The sequence below is a fragment of the Enterobacter cloacae complex sp. 394F7 genome (assembly GCF_057320385.1).
Window position 1 is genome coordinate 305,454 of the sequence record NZ_JBXWCS010000002.1, and the last position, 23,973, is coordinate 329,426.

The 23,973-nt window shown below is 55.7% G+C and carries 23 protein-coding genes; 8 read left to right on the forward strand and 15 right to left on the reverse strand.

The window, feature by feature from the left end; all coding sequences use genetic code 11:
* Entirely contained in the window at positions 1-372 is a 372-nt protein-coding gene (gene yobA, locus AC2FAK_RS03915; protein ID WP_095454551.1) for a CopC domain-containing protein YobA, read from the reverse strand.
* A gap of 137 nt (positions 373-509) precedes the next feature.
* Here yobA and AC2FAK_RS03920 point away from each other — a divergent pair, with 137 nt between their 5' ends.
* The 3 genes from AC2FAK_RS03920 to exoX all read left to right on the forward strand — a co-directional run bounded on the left by AC2FAK_RS03920 (position 510) and on the right by exoX (position 2,186).
* Entirely contained in the window at positions 510-740 is a 231-nt protein-coding gene (locus tag AC2FAK_RS03920; protein ID WP_013096102.1) for a DNA polymerase III subunit theta, read from the forward strand.
* 109 nt (positions 741-849) lie between these two features.
* Entirely contained in the window at positions 850-1,500 is a 651-nt protein-coding gene (locus tag AC2FAK_RS03925) for a carbon-nitrogen hydrolase family protein (protein ID WP_095454552.1), read from the forward strand.
* Positions 1,501-1,523: 23 nt separating this feature from the next.
* Complete coding sequence (gene exoX / locus AC2FAK_RS03930; RefSeq protein WP_013096100.1) at positions 1,524-2,186, forward strand: exodeoxyribonuclease X; 663 nt, start codon at positions 1,524-1,526, stop codon at positions 2,184-2,186.
* Here exoX and ptrB read toward each other — a convergent pair.
* Positions 2,183-4,243 carry an oligopeptidase B gene (gene ptrB, locus AC2FAK_RS03935; RefSeq protein WP_020690816.1) on the reverse strand — a complete coding sequence of 687 codons (2,061 nt, stop codon included), beginning with the start codon at positions 4,241-4,243 and terminating at the stop codon, positions 2,183-2,185. The two genes, exoX and ptrB, sit on opposite strands and share 4 nt — an antisense overlap.
* 85 nt (positions 4,244-4,328) lie before the next feature.
* Complete coding sequence (locus AC2FAK_RS03940) at positions 4,329-4,976, reverse strand: tellurite resistance TerB family protein (protein WP_020690815.1); 648 nt, start codon at positions 4,974-4,976, stop codon at positions 4,329-4,331.
* Between the two features lie 170 nt (positions 4,977-5,146).
* On the opposite strand from AC2FAK_RS03940, the gene purT reads away from it, so the two are divergent.
* Positions 5,147-6,325 carry a formate-dependent phosphoribosylglycinamide formyltransferase gene (purT, locus tag AC2FAK_RS03945; protein ID WP_095454553.1) on the forward strand — a complete coding sequence of 393 codons (1,179 nt, stop codon included), beginning with the start codon at positions 5,147-5,149 and terminating at the stop codon, positions 6,323-6,325.
* 41 nt (positions 6,326-6,366) lie between these two features.
* Here purT and kdgA read toward each other — a convergent pair whose 3' ends face one another.
* The 3 genes from kdgA to zwf all read right to left on the reverse strand — a co-directional run bounded on the left by kdgA (position 6,367) and on the right by zwf (position 10,569).
* Entirely contained in the window at positions 6,367-7,008 is a 642-nt protein-coding gene (kdgA, locus tag AC2FAK_RS03950; protein WP_029882310.1) for a bifunctional 4-hydroxy-2-oxoglutarate aldolase/2-dehydro-3-deoxy-phosphogluconate aldolase, read from the reverse strand.
* 39 nt (positions 7,009-7,047) lie between these two features.
* The gene (gene edd, locus AC2FAK_RS03955) at positions 7,048-8,859 is read right to left on the reverse strand and encodes a phosphogluconate dehydratase (protein WP_029882311.1); all 1,812 of its coding nucleotides are present in this window, start codon (positions 8,857-8,859) and stop codon (positions 7,048-7,050) included.
* Between the two features lie 234 nt (positions 8,860-9,093).
* Positions 9,094-10,569: a glucose-6-phosphate dehydrogenase gene (gene zwf / locus AC2FAK_RS03960; RefSeq protein WP_014832396.1), complete on the reverse strand. Its 1,476-nt coding sequence runs from the start codon at positions 10,567-10,569 to the stop codon at positions 9,094-9,096.
* A gap of 357 nt (positions 10,570-10,926) precedes the next feature.
* On the opposite strand from zwf, the gene AC2FAK_RS03965 reads away from it, so the two are divergent.
* Together AC2FAK_RS03965 and pyk are read left to right on the forward strand one after the other, a co-directional pair.
* On the forward strand, positions 10,927-11,796 hold the full coding sequence (locus tag AC2FAK_RS03965) for a MurR/RpiR family transcriptional regulator (RefSeq protein ID WP_029882312.1): 870 nt from the start codon (positions 10,927-10,929) through the stop codon (positions 11,794-11,796).
* Positions 11,797-11,936: 140 nt separating this feature from the next.
* Positions 11,937-13,379 carry a pyruvate kinase gene (gene pyk / locus AC2FAK_RS03970; protein ID WP_013096092.1) on the forward strand — a complete coding sequence of 481 codons (1,443 nt, stop codon included), beginning with the start codon at positions 11,937-11,939 and terminating at the stop codon, positions 13,377-13,379.
* 48 nt (positions 13,380-13,427) lie between these two features.
* On the opposite strand, the gene lpxM is transcribed toward pyk, so the two are convergent.
* The 3 genes from lpxM to znuA form a co-directional block, all read right to left on the reverse strand.
* Positions 13,428-14,399 (reverse strand): lauroyl-Kdo(2)-lipid IV(A) myristoyltransferase, encoded by a 972-nt coding sequence (gene lpxM / locus AC2FAK_RS03975; protein ID WP_040019981.1) that lies wholly within the window; start codon positions 14,397-14,399, stop codon positions 13,428-13,430.
* Between the two features lie 119 nt (positions 14,400-14,518).
* Positions 14,519-15,838: a murein DD-endopeptidase MepM gene (gene mepM / locus AC2FAK_RS03980; protein ID WP_014832399.1), complete on the reverse strand. Its 1,320-nt coding sequence runs from the start codon at positions 15,836-15,838 to the stop codon at positions 14,519-14,521.
* 15 nt (positions 15,839-15,853) lie between these two features.
* A complete protein-coding gene (gene znuA, locus AC2FAK_RS03985) occupies positions 15,854-16,798 on the reverse strand; it encodes a zinc ABC transporter substrate-binding protein ZnuA (RefSeq protein WP_063412413.1) in 945 nt (314 codons plus the stop codon).
* Between the two features lie 77 nt (positions 16,799-16,875).
* On the opposite strand from znuA, the gene znuC reads away from it, so the two are divergent.
* Both znuC and znuB read left to right on the forward strand, forming a co-directional pair.
* The gene (gene znuC, locus AC2FAK_RS03990) at positions 16,876-17,631 is read left to right on the forward strand and encodes a zinc ABC transporter ATP-binding protein ZnuC (RefSeq protein WP_014832401.1); all 756 of its coding nucleotides are present in this window, start codon (positions 16,876-16,878) and stop codon (positions 17,629-17,631) included.
* Positions 17,628-18,413 (forward strand): zinc ABC transporter permease subunit ZnuB, encoded by a 786-nt coding sequence (znuB, locus tag AC2FAK_RS03995; RefSeq protein ID WP_013096087.1) that lies wholly within the window; start codon positions 17,628-17,630, stop codon positions 18,411-18,413. The genes znuC and znuB overlap by 4 nt, the downstream gene beginning before the upstream one ends.
* 273 nt (positions 18,414-18,686) lie before the next feature.
* On the opposite strand, the gene ruvB is transcribed toward znuB, so the two are convergent.
* The 6 genes from ruvB to aspS all read right to left on the reverse strand — a co-directional run bounded on the left by ruvB (position 18,687) and on the right by aspS (position 23,944).
* Positions 18,687-19,697, reverse strand: coding sequence for a Holliday junction branch migration DNA helicase RuvB (ruvB, locus tag AC2FAK_RS04000; RefSeq protein ID WP_020687650.1), 1,011 nt, complete (start codon positions 19,695-19,697; stop codon positions 18,687-18,689).
* 8 nt (positions 19,698-19,705) lie between these two features.
* The gene (gene ruvA, locus AC2FAK_RS04005; protein WP_013096085.1) at positions 19,706-20,320 is read right to left on the reverse strand and encodes a Holliday junction branch migration protein RuvA; all 615 of its coding nucleotides are present in this window, start codon (positions 20,318-20,320) and stop codon (positions 19,706-19,708) included.
* Positions 20,321-20,402: 82 nt separating this feature from the next.
* Entirely contained in the window at positions 20,403-20,924 is a 522-nt protein-coding gene (ruvC, locus tag AC2FAK_RS04010; protein WP_013096083.1) for a crossover junction endodeoxyribonuclease RuvC, read from the reverse strand.
* Positions 20,925-20,958: 34 nt separating this feature from the next.
* Positions 20,959-21,699 carry a YebC/PmpR family DNA-binding transcriptional regulator gene (locus AC2FAK_RS04015; protein ID WP_013096082.1) on the reverse strand — a complete coding sequence of 247 codons (741 nt, stop codon included), beginning with the start codon at positions 21,697-21,699 and terminating at the stop codon, positions 20,959-20,961.
* 27 nt (positions 21,700-21,726) lie between these two features.
* Positions 21,727-22,170: a dihydroneopterin triphosphate diphosphatase gene (nudB, locus tag AC2FAK_RS04020; RefSeq protein WP_023620451.1), complete on the reverse strand. Its 444-nt coding sequence runs from the start codon at positions 22,168-22,170 to the stop codon at positions 21,727-21,729.
* A 1-nt stretch (position 22,171) separates the two neighbouring features.
* Complete coding sequence (gene aspS, locus AC2FAK_RS04025) at positions 22,172-23,944, reverse strand: aspartate--tRNA ligase (protein WP_013096080.1); 1,773 nt, start codon at positions 23,942-23,944, stop codon at positions 22,172-22,174.
* Between the last annotated feature and the right edge of the window lie 29 nt (positions 23,945-23,973).

Here is a 23,973-nt window from a genome sequence, read left to right on the forward strand (position 1 = left end):
TTATTTCACGCTGAAGCGATAGCTGCCTTTGGTTTTGTGACCATCTACCGAGACCACATGCCAGTCAACCTGGTACGTGCCGGTCACCAGCGTCTGCTCCAGCGGAACATTAAACTGGGCCTTATTCTGCTCGTCACGCTGTATATCACCGGTTTTAACCACGTTCCCCTGTGCATCCTTCACCACGACACCGCTGAATCCGGGTTCAATGCCTTCGGAAAAATTCAGGGTAAGCGTCTGAGGAGCCATTACCTGGCTATCGGCTGCCGGGATTTGCTGCTGGAGGTGCGCATGCGCCAGCACCGGGGTCGCTGTAACGGAAGAGAAGAGAAAAGCCAGCGCGCATACCGCGCGGGAAACGGATAAACCCATCGCAATCATTCCTTTTTGTTATGCCTGTATGCTAAAGAATAACGCTGTATAATAATCGAGTCGAGGATCATCCCACCTCCGCTTGTCATCATCGTGCAATCGCGGTAACGTTGCCGCCGCATAAAAAGGAGAAGGTAATGAAGATCAATCTGGCTGCCCTTCCTCAGGACGAGATGGATAAAGTGAATGTCGATCTCGCTGCCGCAGGTGTCGCGTTTAAAGAGCGTTACAACATGCCAATCGTGGCTGAGGTGGTGGAACGTGAACAACCCGCCCATCTGCGTGACTGGTTCCGCGAACGTTTGATTGCGCACCGACTCGCGTCGGTCAATCTCTCTCGTTTGCCGTACGAACCTAAAGTTAAATAAGCTTAACGACTCGTTACACTTCCTTACGCGGAATATGCCAGGATAAGAAAACCCTGATTAGTTTAGGTGTATTCTTAAATCCTGCGACTCTGTGTATAAGGAAGTCACGATGTCACAATGGAATATTGCCGCCGCCCAGTATGCCGGGCAGCATCACAGTGTAAATGACCACGTAGCGCACCATCTCCGTTTCGTTGCGGAAGCGGCACAACAGCGGTGCGATCTCCTGGTCTTTCCTGAACTCTCGTTAACAGGACCGGGAAAGACGGACCTACCTCCCCCACCCGATGACGCACAGCTGGCCCCCTTGCTGGCCGCCGCAAAGCGTTACCGGATCACCATCATTGCCGGTCTGCCCCTTGATCTGAATGGTCAGCGCGTTAAGGGCCTCGCCCTGTTTTCGCCGTCCCGGCACAGCATCCTGCGCTACCCCCAGGGAAGCGGAGCCAGCCTGGTGCCGGGTGATAAACAGCTGACGATTGTTGATACGCATGCCGATTCCCCCAATCTGGATCCGCAGGCGATGCTATTCACCAGCTGTCAGTCGGTGGGCGATACCCGCTGGCGCCAGTCCATCAACACGTTGCAGCGCTTCGCGCACAGGTATGCCATTGCCGTGTTAATGGCGAACGCCCGTGGCGGTAGCGCGCTGTGGGATGAAAAAGGCCAGCTGATTGTCCGTGCGGATAAGGGCGAACTATTATTGACCGGATCTCTGGGCCGACAGGGTTGGCAAGGCGATATCATTCCTTTAGGCTAAGCGTTTTAGCTCAGGAGCGTTCAATGCTGCGCGTCATCGATACCGAAACTTGCGATCTTCAGGGCGGAATAGTGGAAGTGGCGTCTGTTGACGTCATTGACGGTAAAATCGTCAATCCCATGAGCCATCTGGTGCGTCCCGACCGCCCGATTAGCCCGCAGGCGATGGCCATTCATCGCATTACAGAATCGATGGTGGCGGATAAACCCTGGATTGAAGAGGTCATTCCGCACTATTACGGTAGCCCGTGGTATGTCGCGCACAACGCCAGCTTTGACCGCCGGGTACTGCCCGAGATGCCCGGCGAATGGATTTGCACCATGAAGCTGGCGCGTCGTCTGTGGCCGGGGATCAAATACAGCAATATGGCGCTGTATAAATCGCGTAAGCTCAGCGTCAGAACGCCCGAGGGGCTGCATCATCACCGCGCCCTGTACGACTGCTATATCACCGCGGCGCTACTCATAGACATTATGAATACCTCTGGCTGGACGCCAGATGATATGGCGACGATCACCGGGCGACCGGCGCTGCTGACCACCTTCACCTTTGGCAAATACCGCGGCAAAGCGGTGTCCGATATCGCCGATAAAGATCCGGGCTACCTGCGCTGGCTGTATAACAACCTCGACAAAATGAGCCCGGAGCTTCGCTTAACGCTCAAGCACTATCTGGGTGAAGCTTAACTTCCGGCACGGCCTGGCAGCGTTTCCTGCGCCAGGCCAATCAAAAAGGCATACTCCAGCGCGACCCCTTCATACGATTTGAATCGTCCCGATTTCCCGCCGTGTCCGGAGTCCATGTCGGTACAGAGTAGCAGCAGGTTATTATCGGTTTTCAGCTCACGTAGCTTCGCCACCCACTTTGCGGGCTCCCAGTATTGCACCTGTGAATCGTGCAGACCGGTGGTCACCAGCATGTGCGGATAGGCTTTAGCTTCCACGTTATCGTACGGGCTGTACTCTTTCATGTAGCGGTAATAGATCTCGTCCTGAGGATTCCCCCACTCTTCAAACTCACCGGTCGTCAGCGGAATAGACTCATCCAGCATCGTGGTCACCACGTCGACAAACGGAACCTGCGCGATGACCCCTTTGAAGCGGTCAGGACGCTGGTTAATGGCCGCCCCCATCAGCAGCCCTCCCGCACTGCCGCCCATGCCAAAGCAGAGCTGCGGATCGCCATAGCCCTGCTCTATTAGCGCATCGCAGACGTCGAGATAGTCGTTAAAGGTGTTTTTCTTCTTCAGGAATTTCCCGTCTTCGTACCAGTGCTGGCCCAGCTCGCCACCACCGCGCACATGAGCGATGGCGAAAACAAAGCCACGATCGAGCAGGCTTAATCTGCTGCTGCTGAAATCGGCATCCATGCTTGAGCCGTAGGATCCATACCCGTAGACCAGGATCGGGTTTTTCCCTTTCTGGAAATGCGCCTTGTGATAGACGAGCGAGACGGGCACCTCAACGCCATCCCGGGCGGTGACCCACAGGTGTTCGCTTCGGTAGTTATCGGAATCAAACCCTTTTACCTCAGACTGCTTAAGCACCTGACGTTGTCCGGTCTCCATGTCCAGCTCAAACAGCGTATCCGGCGTGGTCATTGACGAGTAGCCATAGCGCAAGCGGGACGATTCCGGCTCGGGGTTAAACCCAATCCACGTAACATAGGCCGGATCGTCAAACGCAATCCCGATGACCTCCCGCGTTTTGCGGTTAATTTGCCGCAGGCTGGTCAGCCCCCGCTGGCGCTCTTCCACCACCAGCCAGTCGGTAAAGAGGGTAAATCCTTCCAGCATCACCTGTTCCCGCGCAGGAATGAGCACTTCCCATTTCCGTTCATCGCGTACTTTGGTTTTATAGAGGCCAAAGTTTTTGCCCTCGCGGTTAGAGCGCAGGTAAAAGCTGTGCTGGAAGTGATCCAGGCTGTACTCATGATCTTTACGACGCGGCAGGAAGCAGAGCGGCTGCGCATCAGGCAGCTCGGCATCCAGGAGCAGAACTTCAGAGGTGGTTGCGCTGGCGAGGAAGATAATCACATAGTGGCGTGACGACGTTTTATGCAGACTGACATAGAACGTTTCATCTTTCTCTTCGTAGACCAGCTCGTCATCATCCGCACTGGTGCCGACGGTATGACGCCATACCTGATAAGGCAGCAGCGTGGAGGCATGTTTCTTCACGTAATAGACGGTTTCAGAATCATTCGCCCAGACAAAATCCGGCGAAACGTTCGCAATCATCTCCGGGTACCAGTTACCGGTTTCCAGATTGCGAAAACGCAGGCCGTACTGACGCCGGGAGAGGTAATCTTCCGCCAGCGCCATAATGGCGTTATCGGGCGAGACCGACATGCCGCCCAGCGTATAAAACTCGCTGTGGGCAGCACGCTGGTTGGCATCCAGCAAAATATCCCATTCATCCCACTCGGCGCTTAACACCGACTGACGCTGGTAGATGGGATATTCATTACCGGGCTCGTAGATATGGCGATAACGATAGCCGTTTTTGGTCCAGGGTGCGGAGACATCGCGCTGGGGAATACGCTGCACCATTTCATTCAGCAACTGATCCTGAAGTGCCTGCTGGCTGGCCATGACCTTGCGGCCATAGTCATTTTCCGCGTGCAAATAGTCGAGCACCTCTGGCCGGGAACGCGAATCGTCCCGGAGCCAGTAATAGTTGTCAATGCGCGTATCGCCATGCGTGGTGATCGCATAAGGAGTACGTCGGGCTTTTGGTGGCATGTCATGTTTCTTTTGAGTTTTACACCCTATAAGGTTGGCAAAACACGCGCATGATGCAAGCGAAACATGACCGCGACGGTGACAGTTAACCCGCTAACGCCTGTTTTTGCTCCCTGATATCCTTCTCAATGCCGTCGCGCACGTCCTGAGGGATCTTCAACGCGTCGCCGAGGGCATTGAGGTAGCTGCGCTCCATAAAGTGGTCAATATCAATGGCGGCACAGCTTAAGAAATAGAGTTCAAGCGCCTCCTCCTCATTCTTTACGCTTTGCGCAAGGCGCTGCGGATCCAGCGGCTGTTCGATGGCCTGAGCCACCAGCGTTCTGCCCTGCTCTTCCACACCGGCCTCCCGCAGCTGCTGCTCAATCGCCGACCGTTCTTTATCGTCGATATGCCCGTCACTTTTCGCGGCAAAAACCAGCGCAAGGATCAGCCGTTCAGTGCGCAGATCCAACGGTGACGTGTGCTGACCATAATCGGGTTCATCGCTATGTGCGGTTCGTACTCTGTCCTTGTATTTGTTCCACAGAACCGTGCCCGCAATGGCTCCGCCACCGGCCAGTAACGCGCCGGTGCCATATTTTGCCAGCAACTTGCGCGAGGATTTATTCGCTACCAGCAGGCCCGCCAGCCCGCCGAGCGCCCCGGGGACCAGTTTGCTCAGCCCCTGCTCGCCGGATGGCGACGTTTTCTGCCCTAACAGTGATTGCAATTGATTTAACCAGCCAGACATGGTTTCCCTCACTTAACGGTGTACATATTCCACAGCGTAAGCGAGCAGGCGTCAGGAAATGTCTGGCGGGGCTAAAGAAGCGCAAATTTCTTCCCCGCGCACGGGCCCCGATCAAGACACACGCAAACGTTTTCGTTTATACTGCGCGCAACTTTTTCAGGGGGATTGTTATGACTCGTTTAGGAACCGCGCTGCGACCTGCGGCGACGCGTGTAATGCTGTTGGGATCGGGTGAACTGGGCAAAGAGGTCGCCATTGAGTGTCAGCGTTTAGGCGTGGAAGTCATTGCCGTAGACCGGTACGCCGATGCACCCGCCATGCACGTTGCCCACCGTTCTTATGTGATTAACATGCTGGATGGCGATGCCCTGCGCGAGCTGATTACGCGTGAGAAACCGGATTTTGTCGTACCGGAGATCGAAGCCATTGCCACCGATACGCTGCTTGCCCTTGAACAGGAAGGCCAGCGCGTGGTGCCCTGTGCAAAGGCCGCGAAGCTGACCATGAATCGCGAAGGCATTCGTCGCCTGGCGGCGGAAGAGCTGGGATTACCCACCTCTGGCTATCGTTTTGCCGGCGATAAAGCTGCTTTCCTGCAGGCCGTTGAGGAGATTGGCTATCCGTGCATCATTAAGCCGGTGATGAGCTCCTCCGGTAAAGGGCAGAGCTTCATCCGCGACAGCAGCACGCTGGACAAGGCGTGGGATTATGCCCAACAGGGCGGTCGCGCCGGAGCCGGTCGCGTGATTGTTGAAGGCGTGGTGAAGTTTGATTTCGAAATTACCCTCCTGACCGTCAGTGCCGTTGATGGTGTCCATTTCTGCGATCCGATTGGGCATCGTCAGGAGGATGGCGATTACCGTGAATCCTGGCAGCCGCAGCAGATGAGCGCCCTGGCGCTGGCGCGCGCGCAGGAGATCGCCCGTAAAACGGTGCTGGCGCTGGGCGGTTACGGCCTGTTCGGCGTGGAACTGTTTGTCTGCGGTGATGAGGTGATATTCAGCGAAGTGTCCCCTCGCCCGCACGATACCGGGATGGTGACCCTGATTTCCCAGGATCTCTCCGAGTTCGCCCTGCACGTGCGCGCGTTCCTCGGCCTGCCGGTTGGTGGTATTCGCCAGTATGGTCCGGCCGCCTCGGCGGTGATCCTCCCGCAACTGACCAGCCAGAACGTCACCTTTGACAACGTTGAAGGTGCGGTTGGGGCAGGTCTGCAGGTTCGCCTGTTCGGGAAACCGGAGATCGACGGTATGCGTCGACTGGGCGTGGCATTAGCCACTGGCGATAGCGTGGATGATGCCGTTGCAAGGGCGAAAGCTGCCGCTGCCGCGGTTAGCGTTAACGGATAAAAAAACGGGCCTGATGGCCCGTTTTTCATGATGCGAGGTGCTTACTGCTTCGCGCCTTCAACCGCTTCGCGAGCCAGTCTGGTGATGCGATCCCAGTCGCCTGCTTCCAGGGCATCCGCCGGTACCAGCCAGGAGCCGCCGATGCACAGCACGCTCTTCAGCGCCAGGTAATCACGGTAGTTGGCCGGAGAGATGCCGCCCGTCGGGCAGAAACGCACCTGAGAGAAGGGACCCGCAATCGCCTGCAGCGCTTTGGTGCCGCCGTTGGCTTCTGCCGGGAAGAATTTGAACTCTTTCAGACCGTAGTCCATGCCCAGCATCAGTTCAGAAACGGTGCTGATCCCGGGGATCAGCGGGATGGTGCCCTCGGTTGCCGCTTTTAACAGCGGCTCGGTCAGACCCGGGCTGATGGCAAACTGCGCGCCCGCTTCGGTCACTTCAGCCAGCTGTTTTGCGTTCGTAACGGTACCCGCACCAATGATGGCATCCGGCACTTCTTTAGCGATTGCGCGAATCGCGTCCATCGCGCAGGCGGTACGCAGGGTCACTTCCAGAACGCGAACGCCACCCGCGACCAGCGCTTTCGCCATCGGTACCGCGTGCTCCAGTTTGTTCACCACGATAACCGGCACAACGGGGCCTGTGGTCAGGATTGCTTCTGCACTTGTTTTCCAGTTTTTCATCAGAGTTTTCTCTCGCCAGATCGATAAAATCAAGTCGTCTTAAAACGTAATACAGGTTGCGCCCTGCTCCGCCCCGGAGAGTTTCTCACGCAGCGCGCCAAACATTTCGCGTCCGGTTCCCACGCGCGATGCGCTCAGGTCTGGAATATGCGGCTGACGGGCCGCCAGCTCGGCTTCGTCCACCAGCAGGGTTAACTCACCTGTCTGGCCATTGACGCGGATGATGTCGCCGTCACGCACCTTAGCCAGCAAACCACCATCATACGCTTCAGGCGTTACGTGAATGGCTGAAGGCACTTTACCTGAGGCACCCGAAAGGCGTCCATCGGTGACCAGTGCAATTTTGAAACGGCGGTCCAATAATACACCAAGTGGTGGCATAAGTTTATGTAATTCTGGCATCCCGTTCGCTTTGGGTCCCTGATGACGCACCACCACCACGCAATCCTTGTCGAGAAGGCCCGCATCAAAGGCAGGTAAAACATCATGCTGGCTCTCAAAGACCACTGCCGGGGCTTCAATCACCTGGTTCTCTTCCGGCACGGCAGAGGTTTTCATCACCGCGCGTCCCAGGTTGCCGCTCAGCACTTTCGTGCCGCCGTGGCGTGAGAACGGCTGTTCGAAGGTAGCAATGACCTGCGGATCAAGAGAGGCGCTCGCCCCATCACGCCAGTCCAGCTCACCGTTGTTCAGCCACGGCTCAAGGGTATAGCGATGCAGACCATAACCCGCCACCGTGTTCACGTCTTCGTGCAGCAGACCGCCCTTGAGCAGCTCACGCATCAACACCGGTACGCCACCGGCGGCCTGGAAGTGGTTAATGTCTGCCGGACCGTTCGGATACAGGCGCGCCATCAGCGGCACCACGGAAGAGATGTCGGAGAAATCATCCCAGTTGATCAGGATGCCAGCCGCACGTGCCATTGCCACAAGGTGCATGGTGTGGTTGGTTGAGCCCCCTGTCGCCAGCAGAGCCACGATGCCGTTGACAATCACTTTCTCGTCGACCATTTTACCCAGCGGCATCCACTCGTTACCGTTCCCGGTCAGACGCGTCACCTGACGGGCGGCGGCTTCGGTCAGAGCCTTGCGCAGCGGCGCATCGGGTTGAATGAAGGAGGAACCCGGAAGCTGCATCCCCATAAATTCCACCACCATCTGGTTGGTGTTGGCCGTACCGTAGAAGGTACAGGTACCCGGCGCATGGTAAGAGGCGGCTTCCGCTTCCAGCAGCGCCTGGCGGTCTGCTTTACCTTCGGCATACAGCTGGCGGATACGCACTTTTTCTTTGTTTGGCAAACCGCTGGCCATCGGACCTGACGGCACAAAAATGGCCGGAAGATGACCAAACGACAGCGCCGCCATGGCGAGCCCCGGGACAATCTTGTCGCACACGCCGAGGTACAGCGCGCCATCGAACATATTGTGAGAAAGACCGACCGCTGCAGACATGGCAATGACTTCGCGGCTCAGCAGCGACAGCTCCATCCCGTCCTGTCCCTGGGTCACACCGTCGCACATGGCCGGCACGCCCCCCGCCACCTGGCCCACCGCATTCACGCTGTGCAGCGCTTTACGGATGATGTCCGGGTACACTTCGTACGGCTGATGCGCGGAGAGCATGTCGTTATAGGAGGTAATGATGGCGATATTGTTACGCAGCATGCTTTTTAATGAGGCTTTGTCTTCAGGCTGACAGGCGGCGAAACCGTGCGCCAGATTACCGCAGGCCAGCTGCGAGCGATGTACGGTATTGGTCTTAGCCTGTTCAATGCGGGCGAGGTAGGCCGAACGGGTCTCTTTCGAGCGCTCGATAATGCGTTGTGTTACGCGTAACAATGTCGGATTCATAAAAGCTCCTCTAATTTATCTTTCCGGGCTCGGGAGTTTACAAAGTCGCTGGCAGTTGTTAACAACGCTGAAACGCTTGCTGTCCGGAGCTCAGGGGCAAAATCGCTTCCGGCAGTGTAATAAAAAAAGCCCCGCGGGTGAATCCACGCGGAGCTTAAAAGTATAAAAATTGTGCCACTAGCTGTGTTAGATCATGTTACCGGTAAAATAACACCTTCGGGCTAGAGGATTATCTTACTCAAACTCGTTCCAGGAGCGGCCATCACGGGTGATCATCGCCACGGAGGCGACAGGTCCCCAGGTGCCCGCCTGATACGGTTTTGGCGGATCCTGATCGGCAGCCCAGGCTTCGGTGATGGAGTCGACCCATTTCCACGCCTCTTCCACTTCGTCGCGACGCACAAACAGCGCCTGGATACCACGCATGGTTTCCAGCAGCAGGCGCTCGTAAGCATCCGCCAGGTGCGTTTGATTGAAGGTCTCGGAGTAGCTCAGATCCAGTTTGGTGGTCTGCAGGTTATGTTTGTGATCCAGCCCCGGCACTTTGTTCAGGATCTGGATATCCACACCTTCATCCGGCTGCAGACGGATAGTCAGTTTGTTCTGCGGCAGCTCCTGCCAGGACTCTTTAAACAGGTTCAGTTCAGGGTTTTTGAAGTAAACGACAACTTCAGAGCATTTGGCTGGCAGACGTTTACCGGTACGCAGGTAGAACGGCACACCCGCCCAACGCCAGTCATCGATATCCACGCGGATCGCCACGAACGTCTCAGTGTTGCTGGACTTGTTCGCGCCCTCTTCTTCCAGATAGCCAGGGACTTTTTTGCCCTGCGCAAAGCCAGATGTGTACTGACCACGCACCGTCTTCTCGCGCACGTTAGAACGGTCGATACGACGCAGTGACTTCAGCACTTTCACCTTCGCGTCGCGGATGCTGTCAGCGGTCAGGTCCGATGGCGGAGACATGGCAATCATGCAGAGTACCTGCAGCAGGTGGTTCTGGATCATGTCACGCATCTGACCGGCCTGGTCAAAGTAACCCCAGCGGCCTTCAATACCCACCTCTTCGGCCACGGTGATTTCCACGTGGTCGATGGTGCGGTTGTCCCAGTTGTTCACAAACAGGGAGTTGGCAAAACGCAGCGCCAGCAGGTTCAGTACCGTCTCTTTGCCCAGATAGTGGTCGATGCGGTAGACCTGGCACTCTTCGAAGTATTCGCCCACCTGGTCGTTGATTTCGCGGGAGGTTGACAGCGAGGTACCCAGCGGTTTTTCCATTACCACACGCGCAGGTTTGGCGTTCAGATTCGCTTCGCCCAGACCTTTACAGATGGCGCCGAAGGTGCTTGGTGGCATGGCGAAATAGTTAATGGTGACCCGGTTTTTCTGATCCAGCATCTCACCCAGACGGGTAAACGCGCTCACGTCGTTTACATCCAGATTGCAGAAATCGAGACGTCCGCTCAGGGTATCCCACAAACTTTCATCAATTTTCTCTTTCATGAAAGTTTCGAGCGCTTCACGCACGACTTTGGTGTATGCGTCCTTGTCCCAGTCGGCGCGCCCTACACCCAGGATACGGGTATCCGGATGAAGTTGGCCCGCTTTCTCCAGTTGATACAGGGAAGGCAGCAATTTTCGGCGTGCAAGATCGCCTTTCGCGCCGAAAATGACCAGGTCACATGCCTGGGCTGTTTGCGTTACCGCCATGTCATTCTCCTCAGTTGGATCACCTGGTGCTTCTGCCAGGTATCGTTGTAATTTTATTACAATGCACTGTACTGCTTTTACGTCATTCCCGAAACCATTAGCGCTTAACGTCGCGTGCGATACGGCGATTTTTCACCCCTTAAGAGGATTACGCTGGCCTGATGACGCAACAAGCGTCGATTCTTTGCGCAACACGGTCACAGTAAAACCCGACACCGATCAAGTAATGAAAAAAAACAACAACATTATCTTGTCGACTGTTACCCTTTATGGAAGCCACGAGGGTAATATCGGCTAAATCGAATCTCAATTTCATCTATGGATGAAATCGTTTACACCCATGAGCGTCCTGTTAACATGAACATGCTGGAAAAAATCCAGTTTCAACTGGAACACCTTAGCAAATCCGAGCGAAAAGTGGCTGAAGTTATTCTCGCCTCGCCTGCTCAGGCGATTCATTCAAGCATCGCCGCTCTGGCACAGGATGCAGGCGTCAGCGAGCCGACGGTGAATCGGTTCTGCCGGAGCCTGGAAACGCGTGGCTTTCCTGATTTTAAACTGCATCTGGCACAAAGTCTGGCAAATGGTACGCCCTATGTTAATCGCAATGTGGATGAAGACGACAGCGTAGATGCATACACGGCGAAAATATTTGAATCGGCCATGGCCACGCTTGACCACGTGCGTCAGTCGCTGGATATGAGTTCCGTTAACCGGGCGGTCGATTTACTGACCCAGGCCAAGCGAATTGCATTCTTCGGACTCGGTTCGTCGGCGGCCGTGGCGCATGACGCCATGAATAAATTCTTCCGCTTTAACGTCCCGGTCATTTATTCCGATGACATCGTGTTGCAACGCATGAGTTGTATGAATTGTAGCGAGGATGACGTGGTGGTCCTGATTTCCCATACCGGGCGCACCAAAAGTCAGGTTGAGCTGGCGCAACTGGCGCGTGAAAACGATGCCATGGTTATCGCCCTCACGACGGCAGGCACGCCGCTGGCAAGAGAAGCCACGCTCGCCATCACTCTGGACGTTCCGGAAGATACGGATATCTATATGCCAATGGTCTCCCGTCTGGCGCAGCTGACGGTGATTGACGTCCTGGCAACCGGTTTTACCTTACGCCGCGGCGCTAAATTCAGAGATAACTTGAAGCGTGTCAAGGAAGCGCTCAAGGAATCGCGTTTTGATAAAGAATTGCTTATAAAGAGCGATGTTCCCTGATAGTAGATAACTAAGACGTAACGAATAATTACGATGTAACGATTTACGGCATTCGGTCCCCTCGCGGTTGCTTTGCAGCAGATGAAGGCCGATTCAATCTTCACGCAACACCAAAGTTGTTTCAGTCAACGGAGTATTACATGTCCAGAAGGCTTCGCAGAACCAAGATCGTCACCACCTTAGGCCCGGCCACCGATCGCGATAATAACCTCGAAAAGATTATCGCCGCGGGTGCCAACGTGGTGCGTATGAACTTCTCTCACGGTACGCCAGAAGACCATAAATTACGTGCCGACAAAGTGCGTGAGATCGCGGCTAAACTGGGCCGCCATGTTGCTATCCTCGGTGACCTGCAGGGTCCAAAAATTCGTGTCTCGACCTTCAAAGAAGGCAAAGTTTTCCTCAATATCGGCGATAAATTCCTGCTTGATGCCAACCTGGGTAAAGGTGAAGGCGATAAAGAGAAAGTGGGTATCGACTATAAAGGTCTGCCGGCTGACGTTGTGCCTGGCGATATCCTGCTGCTCGACGACGGTCGTGTTCAGCTGAAAGTGCTGGAAGTTCAGGGGATGAAGGTGTTCACCGAAGTCACCGTCGGCGGCCCACTCTCAAACAACAAAGGCATCAACAAGCTCGGCGGTGGCCTGTCTGCCGAAGCGCTGACCGATAAAGACAAAGCGGATATCGTTACCGCGGCGCTGATCGGCGTGGACTATCTGGCCGTCTCCTTCCCGCGCTGCGGCGAAGACCTGAACTATGCCCGTCGTCTGGCGCGTGATGCCGGCTGCGACGCGAAAATCGTAGCAAAAGTTGAACGTGCGGAAGCCGTTTGCGATCAGGATGCCATGGACGATGTGATTCTGGCGTCTGACGTGGTGATGGTTGCCCGTGGCGATCTGGGTGTGGAAATTGGCGACCCGGAACTGGTCGGCATCCAGAAAGCGCTGATCCGTCGCGCGCGTCAGCTGAACCGCGCGGTGATCACCGCAACCCAGATGATGGAATCCATGATCACCAACCCAATGCCGACCCGTGCAGAGGTGATGGACGTGGCTAACGCCGTGCTGGACGGTACCGATGCGGTCATGCTCTCCGCTGAAACCGCAGCCGGTCAGTACCCGGCAGAGACCGTGGCTGCCATGGCGCGCGTCTGTCTGGGCGCGGAGAAGATCCCAAGCATCAACGTCTCTAAACACCGTCTGGACGTGCAGTTCGACAATGTGGAAGAAGCGATTGCGATGTCCGCCATGTATGCGGCTAACCATCTGAAGGGCGTCACGGCGATCATCACCATGACCGAATCAGGCCGTACCGCGCTAATGACGTCCCGTATCAGCTCCGGTCTGCCGATCTTCGCGATGTCCCGCCACGAGCGCACGCTGAACCTGACGGCGCTGTACCGCGGCGTAACCCCGGTTTACTTCGACAGCACCAATGACGGTGTGGCAGCGGCGCACGATGCCGTTAATCTGCTGCGCGACAAAGGCTACCTGGTATCCGGTGATATTGTCATCGTGACCCAGGGTGATGTCATGAGCACCATCGGCTCAACCAACACCACCCGCGTATTAACCGTCGAATAAACAGATGTTTCCCTCTCCCCCACGGGGAGAGGGTCAGCGTGAGGGGTTTTATTTCTTTGGGTAAAGTTCTTTGCGCTGATACGGCTCTTTCTCGCCAGGCTTACGCGTTTTGAGCAGCTTCAGGATCCACGTGTATTGCTCAAGATGCGGTCCCACCAGCACCTCCACCTCTTCGTTCATGCGACGCGCAATGGTGTTATCGTCCGCGGTCAGTAAGTCGTCCATCGGCGGGCGAACCTCAATGCTCAGACGGTGCGTGTTGCCATCGTAGACCGGGAACAGCGGAATAACCCGGGCGCGGCAGACTTTCATCAGACGGCCAATCGCCGGAAGCGTCGCCTTGTAGGTGGCAAAGAAATCGACAAACTCGCTGTGCTCAGGGCCGTGATCCTGATCCGGCAGATAGTAACCCCAGTACCCCTGTCGCACGGACTGAATAAACGGCTTGATACCATCGTTACGGGCGTGCAGGCGTCCACCAAAACGACGACGCACGGTGTTCCAGACGAAATCAAAGACTTTATTACCCTGGTTATGGAACATGGCCGCCATCTTCTGGCCCTGAGATGCCATCAGCATGGCCGGAATATCCACTCCCCAGCCGTGCGGAACGAGAAAAATCACTTTTTCATCGTTGCGGCGCATCTCGTCAATGATCTCCAGCCCTTTCCAGTCAACACGCTTAAGGACCTTTTCTGGCCCTTTTAGCGCCAGCTCTGCCATCATCGCCATGGCCTGTGGCGCGGTGGTATACATGTCATCAATAATCGCTTCGCGCTCGGCATCGCTCTTTTCCGGGAAGCAGTAGTAGAGATTGATTTGCGCGCGACGACGGGCACTTTTGCCCATTCGTCCTGCAAGACGGCCAATTTTCCCCAGAACGGGATCGCGCACAGAGGCAGGTAACATGGCAATGCCAGCAAACGCGTAAACGCCAAGCCAGGCGCCCCAGTTACGCGGGTGGCGAAAGGATTTTTCAAACTCAGGAATGAACTCAATATTGTTTTTTTTGGTTTCCATGCTGGTTCCAGGGTCTGGTGACGCAAAATATAATGACGATAGTGTAGCGAGGCAGCGCCCCACGCACAAAAGAAAAAGCCGGCGCTTACTGACGCCGGCTTTAGACAAAACAGAAGGTTTCAGTCGAAACGCAGCTGCGGTATAACCTCTTTCACCTGCGCCAGGTAATCGGTACGATCTTTACCCGTCAGCCCTTCGGTACGCGGCAGTTTCGCCGTCAGCGGGTTCACCGCCTGCTGGTTGATCCACACTTCATAATGCAGGTGCGGCCCCGTAGAACGCCCGGTATTCCCGGAGAGGGCAATACGGTCGCCACGTTTCACTTTCTGACCGGGTTTCACCAGCAGCTTACGCAGGTGCATATAGCGGGTGGTATAAGTGCGACCATGACGGACCGCGACATAGTACCCGGCAGCACCACTGCGTTTGGCGACAACCACTTCACCATCCCCTACTGCCAGCACTGGTGTGCCCTGCGGCATGGCGAAGTCAACGCCACGATGCGGCGCAACGCGCCCGGTAACCGGGTTCAGACGACGCGGGTTGAAGTTGGATGAAATACGGAACTGCTTCGCCGTTGGGAAGCGCAGGAAGCCCTTCGCAAGCCCGGTACCGCTGCGGTCATAGAATTTGCCGTCCTCAGCGCGAATGGCGTAGTAATCTTTGCCATCAGAGCGCAGACGCACACCCACCAGCTGGCTCTGCTCACGCTTGCCATCCAGCATCTCGCGGGACATCAGTACGGAGAACTCATCGCCTTTTTTCAGCTTACGGAAATCCATCTGCCACTGCATGGCTTTGATAACCGAGCTGATTTCAGCGCTGGTCAGGCCCGCATCGCGCGCGCTGGAGACAAAGCTTGCGCCTACGGTCCCTTTCATCACGCTGTTAACCCAGTCGCCCTTCTGCAATTCGCTGGTCATCTTGAAACCGTTTGCAGTGCGGTCGTAGGTGCGCGTTTCGCGACGGGACATTTCCCAGGTCAAACGCTGCAGATCGCCATCCGGCGTTAACGTCCAGGAGAGCTGTTGGCCGATTTTCAGGTTACGCAGGTCTTTATCCGCGGCGGCCAGCTGGCTGATATTCCCCATGTCGATGCCGTACTGGTTAAGAACGCTGCTCAGCGTATCACCCGTGGAGACCACATATTCATGGATCCCCGCTTCATTCTCGGTTTTATCGTCCAGCTCATCCTGCGGAATGGCTTCATCTTCCTGAGCCGCCTGGTCGATAGGCTCACTGGCCTCCGGCAGCAGAGAACGGATTTCGTTCTTCTCAAGCTCGATGGTTTTGATGATCGGGGCAGAACTCGGGTGGTAAACATAGGGCCGCCAGACGGCGACCGCTAAGGTGAGAACTGTAAGCGACCCCAGCATAACGCGATGGGGTCGGGGCAGATTGTTAAATGCCAGGGCGACAGAGCGGGCTATCTGTTGCACGTATTCACTTCCTCGTTAATCTCCTTTCAGGCAGCTCGCATACTGGTTCGCCAGTTGAGTGAGGAACTGCGAATAGCTCGCTTTACTCAACTGGATGTTCGTTCCTAGCGGGTCAAGGGTTCCCATGCGCACGGATGTCCCCCTGGCCACGGCTTCTACGACCGCTGGCCTGAACTGTGGCTCAGCAAAAACGCAGGACGCTTTTTGCTCAACCAACTGTGTTCTGATCTCATGTAAACGCTGCGCACCAGGCTGAATTTCAGGGTTGACGGTAAAATGCCCACGCGGGGTCAGGCCGTAGTGTTTTTCGTAATAGCCATAGGCGTCATGAAAAACGAAGTACCCTTTTCCTTTCAGCGGTGCCAGCTCGTTACCCACCTGCTTATCGGTTGCGGCTAATTGTGCCTCAAAATCTTTCAGGTTGGCGTCTAGTTTGGCTCGACTTTGCGGCATAAGTTCCACTAATTTGTCATGGATTGCAACCGCCGACAGCCGCGCTATCTCTGGGGAGAGCCAAAGATGCATATTGTACTCGCCGTGATGGTGATCCCCGTCACCTTTTTCATCATGAGCATGATGACCTTCGTGTTCGTCACCGTCGTCGTCACTCCCCTTCATGAGTAACGGTTTCACACCGGTGAGTTCGGCAATGGTGACCTGTTTAGCCTCAGGAAGCTGTTTCGCAGACTTCTGCATGAAGGCTTCCATCTCCGGCCCAATCCAGACAACTAAGTCCGCGTTTTGTAAGCGTTTTACATCGGATGGACGCAGGGAATAATCATGCTCAGAGGCACCATCGGGCAGCAGAACCTGGGTTTCCGTCACCCCATCTGCAATGGCCGATGCAATGAATCCCAGCGGTTTGAGCGAAGCGACAACGGCAGCGTTAACATCTTGTGCTGTTGTGCCCCAAAGGGCAGCGGATAATGCTGCGAAAAGAAGCGTATTTTTATGTAACATAATGCGACTAATCATCGTAATGAATGCGTGGAATGTGATATTATAACATTCGTTGACTTCTGCAAGCTTAAATTGACATGACAACTTTGGTTTCTCTTGAAAATGTTTCGGTCTCTTTCGGTCAGCGCCGCGTCCTTTCTGACGTCTCGCTGGATCTGAAGCCCGGTAAAATTCTGACGCTGCTCGGTCCGAACGGCGCGGGTAAATCCACCCTTGTGCGCGTGGTGCTGGGTCTGGTAGCCCCTGATGAAGGTGTCATCAAGCGTGAAGAAAAATTGCGTATCGGCTACGTGCCGCAAAAATTACATCTTGATGCCACGCTGCCGCTGACCGTCAGCCGCTTCCTGCGCCTGCGCCCTGGTACGCGCAAAGCCGATATTCTTCCGGCGCTGAAACGTGTCCAGGCGGGCCACCTGGTGGACGCGCCACTGCAAAAACTGTCCGGCGGTGAAACCCAGCGCGTGTTACTTGCCCGGGCGCTGCTCAGCAGCCCCCAGCTGCTGGTACTGGATGAGCCAACGCAGGGTGTGGACGTCAATGGTCAGGTCGCGCTTTACGATTTAATTGACCAGCTGCGCCACGAACTGAACTGCGCGGTGCTGATGGTCTCCCACGACCTGCATCTGGTGATGGCGAAAACCGACGAAGTGCTCTGTCTGAACCATCATATCTGCTGTTCCGGCACGCCTGAAGTGGTGTCAATGCACCCCGAATTTATCTCTATGTTTGGCCCTCGCGGGGCTGAACAACTGGGTATTTATCGCCATCATCATAACCATCGCCATGATTTACAGGGACGAATTGTCCTGCGCCGGGGAAATGGACACTCATGATTGAACTGTTACTGCCCGGCTGGCTGGCCGGGATTATGCTCGCCTGCGCCGCGGGTCCGCTTGGCTCGTTTGTGGTATGGCGCAGAATGTCCTATTTCGGCGATACCCTGGCCCATGCTTCACTGCTGGGCGTGGCTTTTGGTTTGCTGCTGGACGTCAACCCGTTCTATGCGGTGATTGTCGTTACGCTGCTCCTCGCCGCCGGTCTGGTCTGGCTGGAAAAACGCCCTCACCTCGCCATTGATACCCTGCTCGGCATTATGGCACACAGCGCCCTGTCGCTGGGTCTGGTGGTAGTGAGCCTGATGTCCAATATCCGCGTTGACCTGATGGCCTATCTGTTTGGCGACCTGCTCGCCGTGACGCCTGAAGATCTCATTGCTATTGCCATTGGCGTGGTGGTGGTGCTGGGTATTCTGCTGTGGCAGTGGCGTAATTTGCTGGCGATGACCGTCAGCCCGGATCTGGCGTTTGTAGACGGCGTGAAATTGCAGCGGGTGAAACTGCTGCTGATGCTGGTGACGGCGTTAACCATCGGCGTGGCGATGAAGTTCGTCGGTGCGCTGATTATTACGTCGCTGCTGATTATTCCTGCGGCCACCGCGCGTCGTTTTGCCCGTACGCCGGAGCAGATGGCAGGCGTGGCGGTGATTATCGGGATGATTGCGGTCACGGGCGGGTTAACCTTCTCGGCGTTCTATGACACGCCTGCGGGGCCGTCAGTGGTGCTGTGTGCGGCGGTGCTGTTTATTTTCAGTATGATGAAGAAGACCGCTAGTTGACATCGAGGGCGCTGATGCCCTCACCCTAACCCCTCTCCCCGTGGGCTGAGGAATCCCCAGAAAATTAGATATGGATAAATGGTTGTTTATTGTTCAAAAATGGAGCTAAAAACAACCGATAACTCGACAGAAGATGCACATTTATGAGCGTTTTCTGTCTGTCTACGAGCTGAGTGAATCTAACTGCTCGCAAAATATTCATTCTAATCCTCTGAAACCACTAATAAAAAATTAGTGGGGATTCCTCAGCCCCGTGGGAGAGGGAATTAAGCATTACGGCATTGCCGGTGGCGTGATACCGAAATGATTCCACGCCCGCACCGTGGCCATACGCCCACGCGGGGTACGTTGCAGGAAGCCTTGCTGGATCAGATACGGTTCGAGCACATCTTCAATTGTCTCACGCTCTTCCCCGATTGCCGCCGCCAGGTTATCCAGCCCGACCGGCCCGCCAAAGAATTTGTCCAGCACCGCCAGCAGCAGCTTGCGGTCCATGTAGTCAAAACCCTCAGCATCGACATTCAGCATATCCAGCGCCTGAGCAGCAATTTCGGCAGAAATAGAACCATCGTGCTTCACTTCTGCAAAGTCACGAACGCGGCGCAGCAGGCGGTTAGCGATACGCGGTGTTCCGCGCGAACGCTTCGCCACTTCAAATGCCCCCTCTTCGCTCATATCCAGCCCCATATAGCGGGCACTGCGGCCCACGATATGCTGGAGGTCGGCGACCTGATAGAACTCGAGGCGCTGCACAATACCAAAGCGGTCGCGCAGTGGAGAGGTTAACGACCCGGCACGGGTGGTGGCGCCAATCAGGGTAAACGGCGGCAGATCGATTTTGATCGAACGCGCGGCAGGCCCTTCGCCGATCATAATATCCAGCTGGTAGTCTTCCATTGCCGGATAGAGAACCTCTTCCACCACCGGCGACAGGCGGTGGATCTCATCGATAAACAGCACGTCGTGCGGTTCAAGATTGGTCAGCATCGCCGCCAGATCGCCTGCTTTTTCCAGCACCGGGCCAGACGTGGTACGCAGGTTCACGCCCATTTCATTAGCAACGATATTCGCCAGGGTGGTTTTCCCCAAACCCGGAGGACCGAAAATCAGCAGGTGATCGAGCGCATCGCCGCGCAGCTTTGCCGCCTGGATGAAGATCTCCATCTGGGAACGCACCTGCGGCTGGCCAATATACTCATCAAGCAACTTCGGACGGATCGCACGATCCACCACGTCCTCTGCCTGAATAGTGCCTGCCGATACCAGGCGATCTGCTTCAATCATCCTTTACCTCACAATGCAGCGCGCAGCGCTTCACGAATCAGAGTTTCACTGCTGGCATCCGGTTTGGCAATTTTGCTCACCATTCGGCTGGCCTCCTGAGGTTTATAGCCCAGCGCCACCAGCGCGGCAACCGCTTCCTGCTCGGCATCATCATCCGACACAGGCGCACCCGGCGAAGTCAGCACCAGATCGGCAGCAGGGGTAAAGAGATCGCCATGCAGACCTTTAAAGCGGTCTTTCATCTCAACAATCAGGCGCTCTGCCGTTTTCTTACCAATGCCCGGGAGCTTAACCAGCGCGGCAGGATCTTCGCGCTCAACGGCATTCACGAACTGCTGGGCGGACATACCGGAGAGAATGGCCAGCGCCAGCTTCGGCCCGACGCCGTTGGTTTTAATCAGCTCGCGGAACAGGGTGCGTTCCTGTTTGTTGTTGAAGCCATAGAGCAGTTGAGCATCTTCACGCACCACAAACTGGGTAAAGACAATCGCCTCTTTGCCCGCGTCCGGCAGCTCGTAGAAGCAGGTCATTGGCATATGGACTTCATAGCCCACGCCGCCCACTTCCAGCAGCACTAACGGGGGTTGTTTTTCAATGATGATGCCTCTGAGTCTGCCTATCACGTGACGCTCCTGCGTTCTGGAAAATTATTGATTTGCGACATAATAAAAAAAGGCTGGATAAACATCCAGCCTGATTTTCTCATTATCGTAACCTGCCTCGCGCCAGATTGAGCCGCGACTCGCTCATTTGCATCGCATTCTGGCTGACATGACAGTGGGTGATCGCAATTGCCAGCGCATCGGCGGCATCGGCCTGCGGGTTCGCGGGGAGCTTCAACAGGGTACGCACCATGTGCTGCACCTGGCTTTTCTCCGCGCTACCAATCCCGACCACCGTCTGCTTGACCTGTCTTGCCGCGTATTCAAATACCGGAAGATCCTGGTTCACGGCAGCAACAATTGCCACGCCCCGCGCCTGACCGAGCTTTAACGCCGAATCGGCGTTTTTCGCCATGAAGACCTGCTCGATGGCGAAATAGTCAGGCTGAAACTGGGTGATAATCTCCGTCACACCTGCATAAATGAGCTTCAGTCGCGACGGCAGATCTTCAACTTTGGTGCGAATACAGCCACTGCCAAGGTAGGTTAACTGGCGTCCAACCTGACGGATAACGCCGTAACCGGTGACGCGTGAGCCGGGGTCAATCCCAAGGATAATCGACATCACGCGTCTCCCGTAAACGGTTTAAACGCTCTCATCAGAGAGTCGCTGCAACCTCATCAGAGATCTCACCGTTGTGATACACTTCCTGCACGTCGTCGCAGTCTTCAAGCATGTCGATCAGACGCAGCAGTTTTGGTGCCGTTTCAGCATCCATATCCGCTTTGGTGGACGGGATCATGGAGACTTCAGCGTTGTCGGCTTTCAGGCCCGCCGCTTCCAGCGCATCACGTACTGCGCCCATCTCTTCCCACGCGGTGTAGACATCGATAGCGCCATCGTCGAAGGTCACTACGTCTTCCGCACCCGCTTCCAGCGCCGCTTCCATGATGACATCTTCGTCGCCTTTCTCGAAGGAGATGACGCCTTTTTTGCTGAACAGGTACGCTACAGAACCGTCAGTCCCCAGGTTACCCCCGGTTTTGGTGAACGCATGGCGCACTTCTGCAACGGTACGGTTACGGTTGTCGGACAGACATTCAACCATTACCGCGGTGCCGCCAGGACCGTAACCTTCATAAATGATGGTTTCCATGTTCGTGTCTTCATCACCGCCCACGCCACGAGCGATAGCACGGTTCAGGGTGTCACGCGTCATGTTGTTGGACAGCGCTTTATCTACTGCCGCACGCAGACGTGGGTTAGACGCCGGATCGCCGCCGCCCAGACGCGCTGCTGTCACCAGCTCGCGAATGATTTTGGTAAAGATCTTACCGCGCTTGGCATCCTGTGCCGCTTTGCGGTGTTTGGTGTTGGCCCACTTACTATGACCTGCCATAAAAAGTTCTCCAAAAATCGCGCCTTTTCAGGCTGCGTTAATTACAAATTCTTCAATCGCCTGCCGGTTGCTCCACGATTTGGTCAGTGCGGCGGCATCCGCCGCATCCACCCAGCGGTAGGTCAGATGTTCAGTGAACACGATCTCCCGTTCGTGAGGGAGCGCGAGACAGAACCACGATTCCGTGTTGCGCTCGATACCCGGTGCATAGCGATGACGTAAATGGCTAAAAATTTCGAACTCCACCGTGCGCTGACAGTCCTTCAGGGTCAGTTGCTCGCAAGCAACGTCAATGGTGACCTCTTCCTTTACTTCACGCGCGGCGGCCTGCGGCGCGGTTTCGCCCTCTTCCAGACTGCCGGTAACCGACTGCCAGAATTCAGGGTCATCGCGCCGCTGCAACATCAGCACCCGCTTCGTGTCCTGAGCGTAAATTACAACTAAGACAGAAACGGGACGCTTATATGCCATATCAGTTTTTCTCTTCCTTTTTCACCACGTCGATACCCAGCTCAGCCAGTGCGGCCGGGTTAGCGAAGCTTGGCGCTTCGGTCATCAGACACGCCGCTGCGGTGGTTTTCGGGAAGGCGATAACGTCACGGATGTTGTCGGTGCCGGTCAGCAGCATAGTCAGACGGTCGAGACCGAATGCCAGGCCTGCGTGAGGCGGCGTACCGTACTTCAGCGCATCCAGCAGGAAGCCGAACTTCTCGCGCTGTTCCTGTTCGTTGATGCCCAGAATGCCGAACACCGTCTGCTGCATCTCACCGCTGTGAATACGCACGGAGCCGCCACCCACTTCATAGCCGTTGATAACCATATCGTAGGCGTTCGCGACTGCCTCTTCCGGTGCCGCTTTCAGCTCTGCCGCCGTCATGTCTTTTGGCGAAGTGAACGGGTGGTGCATGGCAGTCAGGCCGCCTTCACCGTCGTCTTCAAACATCGGGAAGTCGATAACCCACAACGGCGCCCATTTGCTCTCGTCAGTGAGGTTCAGATCTTTGCCCAGTTTCAGACGCAGCGCGCCCATTGCATCGGCAACAATTTTCTTGTTGTCAGCGCCGAAGAAGATCATGTCGCCATCCTGTGCGCCGGTGCGCTCAAGGATCGCTTCTACAATCTCCGCGTTCAGGAACTTCGCCACCGGGCTGGTGATACCTTCCAGACCTTTCGCACGCTCGGTTACTTTAATATAGGCCAGACCTTTCGCGCCGTAGATCTTGATGAAGTTGCCGTAGTCGTCAATCTGCTTACGGCTAAGCGCTGCACCACCCGGTACACGCAGGGCTGCTACGCGACCTTTTGGATCGTTAGCCGGGCCGGCAAACACCGCAAACTCAACGGATTTCACCAGGTCAGCAACGTCCACCAGCTCCATAGGGTTACGCAGGTCTGGTTTGTCGGAGCCGTAACGACGCTCGGCTTCGGCGAAGGTCATAATGGGGAAGTCGCCCAGTTCCACGCCCTTCACGTCATTCCACAGGCTGCGCACCAGCGCTTCCATCACTTCACGCACCTGCTCAGCGGTCATGAAGGAGGTTTCCACATCGATCTGGGTAAATTCTGGCTGACGGTCAGCGCGCAGGTCTTCGTCACGGAAGCATTTCACGATCTGATAGTAGCGATCGAAGCCGGACATCATCAGCAGCTGTTTAAACAGCTGTGGAGACTGCGGCAGCGCGTAGAATTTGCCTTTATGAACGCGGGATGGCACCAGGTAATCGCGCGCGCCTTCCGGCGTGGCTTTGGTCAGCATCGGGGTTTCGATATCGAGGAAACCGTGGTCATCCATAAAGCGACGCACCAGGCTGGTGATTTTCGCACGGGTTTTCAGGCGCTGTGCCATCTCCGGGCGACGCAGATCCAGGTAGCGGTATTTCAGACGCGCTTCTTCAGTGTTGACGTGGTTGGAGTCCAGCGGCAGCGCTTCAGCACGGTTGATGATCGTCAGATCGGAGGCCAGCACTTCAATGGCACCGGTCGCCATATCTGCGTTGACGTTTTTCTCGTCACGCGCACGTACGGTGCCGGTGACCTGAATGCAGAACTCATTACGCAGCTCAGAAGCCAGCTTCAATGCGTCCGCGCGATCCGGATCGAAGAACACCTGAACGATACCTTCGCGGTCGCGCATATCGATGAAGATAAGGCTACCAAGATCACGACGACGGTTGACCCAACCACACAGGGTCACCTGCTGTCCGACGTGGGACTGACGCAGCTGCCCGCAATATTCTGTACGCATGAGATATCCCTTAATTAGCCGCAGGCTAA

Coding starts and splice junctions, on each gene's coding strand:
- edd (WP_029882311.1), bottom strand. CDS start 8,859: ATGAATCCGACATTGTTACGCGTAACACAACGCATTATCGAGCGCTCG.
- exoX (WP_013096100.1), top strand. CDS start 1,524: ATGCTGCGCGTCATCGATACCGAAACTTGCGATCTTCAGGGCGGAATA.
- nudB (WP_023620451.1), bottom strand. CDS start 22,170: ATGGCATATAAGCGTCCCGTTTCTGTCTTAGTTGTAATTTACGCTCAG.
- znuA (WP_063412413.1), bottom strand. CDS start 16,798: ATGTTACATAAAAATACGCTTCTTTTCGCAGCATTATCCGCTGCCCTT.
- ptrB (WP_020690816.1), bottom strand. CDS start 4,243: ATGCCACCAAAAGCCCGACGTACTCCTTATGCGATCACCACGCATGGC.
- pyk (WP_013096092.1), top strand. CDS start 11,937: ATGTCCAGAAGGCTTCGCAGAACCAAGATCGTCACCACCTTAGGCCCG.
- AC2FAK_RS03925 (WP_095454552.1), top strand. CDS start 850: ATGTCACAATGGAATATTGCCGCCGCCCAGTATGCCGGGCAGCATCAC.
- aspS (WP_013096080.1), bottom strand. CDS start 23,944: ATGCGTACAGAATATTGCGGGCAGCTGCGTCAGTCCCACGTCGGACAG.
- AC2FAK_RS03920 (WP_013096102.1), top strand. CDS start 510: ATGAAGATCAATCTGGCTGCCCTTCCTCAGGACGAGATGGATAAAGTG.
- ruvB (WP_020687650.1), bottom strand. CDS start 19,697: ATGATTGAAGCAGATCGCCTGGTATCGGCAGGCACTATTCAGGCAGAG.
- kdgA (WP_029882310.1), bottom strand. CDS start 7,008: ATGAAAAACTGGAAAACAAGTGCAGAAGCAATCCTGACCACAGGCCCC.
- ruvC (WP_013096083.1), bottom strand. CDS start 20,924: ATGTCGATTATCCTTGGGATTGACCCCGGCTCACGCGTCACCGGTTAC.
- AC2FAK_RS03940 (WP_020690815.1), bottom strand. CDS start 4,976: ATGTCTGGCTGGTTAAATCAATTGCAATCACTGTTAGGGCAGAAAACG.
- yobA (WP_095454551.1), bottom strand. CDS start 372: ATGGGTTTATCCGTTTCCCGCGCGGTATGCGCGCTGGCTTTTCTCTTC.
- AC2FAK_RS04015 (WP_013096082.1), bottom strand. CDS start 21,699: ATGGCAGGTCATAGTAAGTGGGCCAACACCAAACACCGCAAAGCGGCA.
- lpxM (WP_040019981.1), bottom strand. CDS start 14,399: ATGGAAACCAAAAAAAACAATATTGAGTTCATTCCTGAGTTTGAAAAA.
- znuC (WP_014832401.1), top strand. CDS start 16,876: ATGACAACTTTGGTTTCTCTTGAAAATGTTTCGGTCTCTTTCGGTCAG.
- purT (WP_095454553.1), top strand. CDS start 5,147: ATGACTCGTTTAGGAACCGCGCTGCGACCTGCGGCGACGCGTGTAATG.
- AC2FAK_RS03965 (WP_029882312.1), top strand. CDS start 10,927: ATGAACATGCTGGAAAAAATCCAGTTTCAACTGGAACACCTTAGCAAA.
- zwf (WP_014832396.1), bottom strand. CDS start 10,569: ATGGCGGTAACGCAAACAGCCCAGGCATGTGACCTGGTCATTTTCGGC.
- znuB (WP_013096087.1), top strand. CDS start 17,628: ATGATTGAACTGTTACTGCCCGGCTGGCTGGCCGGGATTATGCTCGCC.